Genomic DNA, 2879 nt, shown 5'->3' with positions numbered 1-2879 from the left:
GATAAGCTATCGACTCCGTGCCGCCTAGGAAAGACAAGCAAATATTTACTTTAACTTTTGGGGTACACCTCATTTGCTCATCCTCTTTTGTATGCCAACTGTCATCAAGCTGACACTCATTGTTCACTTTATTCGTCATCCTCATCATCAGAAGGCTTAAACGCCCTAGCTGCATTAACCGCTGCTTTCCAGCCACGATATAATCGCTTCCGTTTTGCCTTGTCCATTTCAGGTTTAAAGGTTCGTCCTTCAACTGCAAGACTCTTTACCTCATCGATATCTTTCCAATAACCAACGGCAAGCCCAGCAAGAATGGCGGCCCCAAATGCCGTCGTGTTTTCGTCGGCTGCCCGTTCAATTGGAATATCCAGCATATCTGCTTGGAACTGCATCAAGTAGCGATTCCGTGACGCCCCACCATCCGCTCGCAATGCTGGGATATACATGTCAGTGTCCCGCTCCATTGTTCGGATGATGTCTTTGGTTCCATACGCGATTGACTGCAGAGTGGCTTTGACAAAGTCATCCTTCGTCGTGCCACGAGTGAGCCCAAACACAGCGCCTCGAACTTCTTGTTCCCAGTATGGCGCCCCTAATCCATTGAAAGCAGGTACCACATAAATTTCGTCGTCATCGGTTGACCGCATCGCAGCATCCCGCGTTTCAGCAACGTTATCAATCAAGTGCATCTGATCGCTCAACCAAGTCAGCGCAGTCCCGGCAGAAAAAATGGATCCCTCAAGCGCATAGGTAACTTGACCGCCAATATTATAGGCAATTGTTGTCAGTAGATTATCATCGGACAATTCCGGCTTGGAACCCGTATTCATCATGATGAAGGCACCATCACCATAAGTGTTTTTAATCATCCCCGGCTCAAATGCAAGTTGACCAATCAACGCAGCCGACTGGTCTCCGGCAATTCCGGCAATTGGAACTTCAATTCCATAAAATTGATAATTCTTAGTCGTTCCATACAGCTCACTCGACGTTTTAACGATCGGTAATATCTTGCGGGGAATATTAAGCAATTTGAGAATATCGTCATCCCACCTGAGGGCATGAATATTAAACAGCATCGTTCGGCTGGCATTGGAAAAGTCAGTCACGTGATATTCACCACCAGATAGTTTCCACACAAGCCAACTATCGACCGTTCCAAATAACAATTCACCTTTCTCGGCTCGTTCCTGAGCCCCCTCAACGTGATCGAGGATCCAGCGGACTTTGGTAGCTGAAAAATAAGAATCGATGATCAGGCCAGTCTTCTTATGGATCAGGTTTGAATAACCCTCATCCTTTAATTTGCGGGCTAAAGGTGCAGTCTGCTTAGATTGCCACCCAATGGCATTATAAATTGGCTCGCCAGTTTCCTTATCCCAAATAATGGTTGATTCACGCTGGTTAACGATCCCAATTCCTGAAATATCCTCAGGATGAATCCCGGCGTCGATAAATGCAGAGGAAATGGTGCTCAAAACTGAAGTCCAAATTTCATTTGGATCGGTCTCAATCCAACCTGGATGGGGAATCAATTGTTTGACTGGCTTAAAAGCCTCAATCACTTTTCTACCATTGTGGTCAAAAATCATTGCCCGAGTGCTCGTGGTTCCTTGATCAATGGATAATATATATTTTGGACGATCTGTTAACATTAAATTCACTCCAATCGATGAAAATTCTTATTCAATTATACAAAATCATTTTCATTTATTGCAATTATTATAACTTCGGTAATTCATTATCATAACAAAAAAGCACATTATGAACTATACCATAATGTGCCACTTAATTCAATTTGCTGTTCAAACAATGATTGTGAAGATTATTTTAACTAGACCAATTATCGTTTGACTTGAACGTGAATGTCGTCGCCGTTATCATTCAATTCTTCATCGTAGCTAAAATCAGCATCTGTAAAGTAATGCTTGATCTCTTTGTTGACATTTTCAAGTGGTCGGTGATCGCCGTCTTGGCGGTTAATCACGATCTCATATTCCTTTTTATCGTCGTCGGTGTTTACAAAATTGTAAATAACATCAACGGTATTTAAAATTTCTTGAATCAATTGGCGTTCAGTCATTTCAATACCCCTTTCAATGTTGTGTGCGGAGGTGTCCGATCTTTTTGGCTTTGAGGCGTTTCTTGGTTGGATTTCTCGGCTAGAGAGAGTAGGACTGCTCCGTAAAGCAGGAACTTGCACATAAGCACCTTATTCAAAAATCCCCAAAACCAGGATTTCTGAATAAGGAGACTTATCTTCCAGTTCCTAAGCGCTTTACTCCGCACACTTATTCCTATACATCTACTTTAGCGCTAATTTGCAAAAAGTGTTACCAAAATATTTTCATATCTCGGGGAAGCCTTAAAAAATGTTTACATTCCGCGCTTTAATGCACTATACTTAAGTTTATCATAAGAGGTGATCATGATGACTATTGCAGCCAAAGAAATTTCAAATGAATTGATGAGTGCTTACAAAGATGGCAAACTTGTATCAATTCAAATTCCCGATGAAACCATTACCGGCGGAGTGGCCGCCGTAAATGATGACCAAGCATTCATAAAGCGTCCAGCCAAGGGCGTCATGGTCATCAGACTTGATGATATTCGAAAAGTGACGGTGCTGAATTAGATTCGATTGGATGAGCTATTATTATTTGGAACCAGCCTCGGAATTTCTACGGCTGGTTTTTTGAATGTTTCGGGAGTGAAGCGTTACTAAAATTATCGTTATATCCAGTGATAACGTGCTCCGACGCAATTGACACTAAATTCCAAGAGGCTCCTGATCTAAATCCCAAACCAGGATTCCCGATTTCCCCTATATAGCCGAGTAGTGCTCCGAAAAACTGGTGCTAAACATATAAGGGCGCCTG

3 protein-coding genes are annotated in these 2879 nt (G+C 42.5%); 1 reads left to right on the top strand and 2 read right to left on the bottom strand.

What is annotated here, in order from left to right; translation table 11 throughout:
- Window positions 1–128 precede the first annotated feature (128 nt).
- Both glpK and QUF07_RS13620 read right to left on the bottom strand, forming a co-directional pair.
- A complete protein-coding gene (gene glpK / locus QUF07_RS13625; protein ID WP_217165348.1) occupies window positions 129–1655 on the bottom strand; it encodes a glycerol kinase GlpK in 1527 nt (508 codons plus the stop codon).
- Between the two features lie 188 nt (window positions 1656–1843).
- Window positions 1844–2083 carry a hypothetical protein gene (locus tag QUF07_RS13620; protein WP_054747367.1) on the bottom strand — a complete coding sequence of 80 codons (240 nt, stop codon included), beginning with the start codon at window positions 2081–2083 and terminating at the stop codon, window positions 1844–1846.
- Window positions 2084–2428: 345 nt separating this feature from the next.
- Here QUF07_RS13620 and QUF07_RS13615 point away from each other — a divergent pair, with 345 nt between their 5' ends.
- On the top strand, window positions 2429–2635 hold the full coding sequence (locus QUF07_RS13615; protein ID WP_217165347.1) for a hypothetical protein: 207 nt from the start codon (window positions 2429–2431) through the stop codon (window positions 2633–2635).
- Window positions 2636–2879: the final 244 nt, after the last annotated feature.

Origin of the sequence: Lentilactobacillus sp. TOM.63 (assembly GCF_030361045.1) — a bacterium.
Classification (GTDB): Bacteria; Bacillota; Bacilli; order Lactobacillales; family Lactobacillaceae; genus Lentilactobacillus; species Lentilactobacillus dabitei.
Note: the sequence above shows the minus strand (reverse complement) of the source record. Positions and strands in the feature narration are given on the sequence as shown.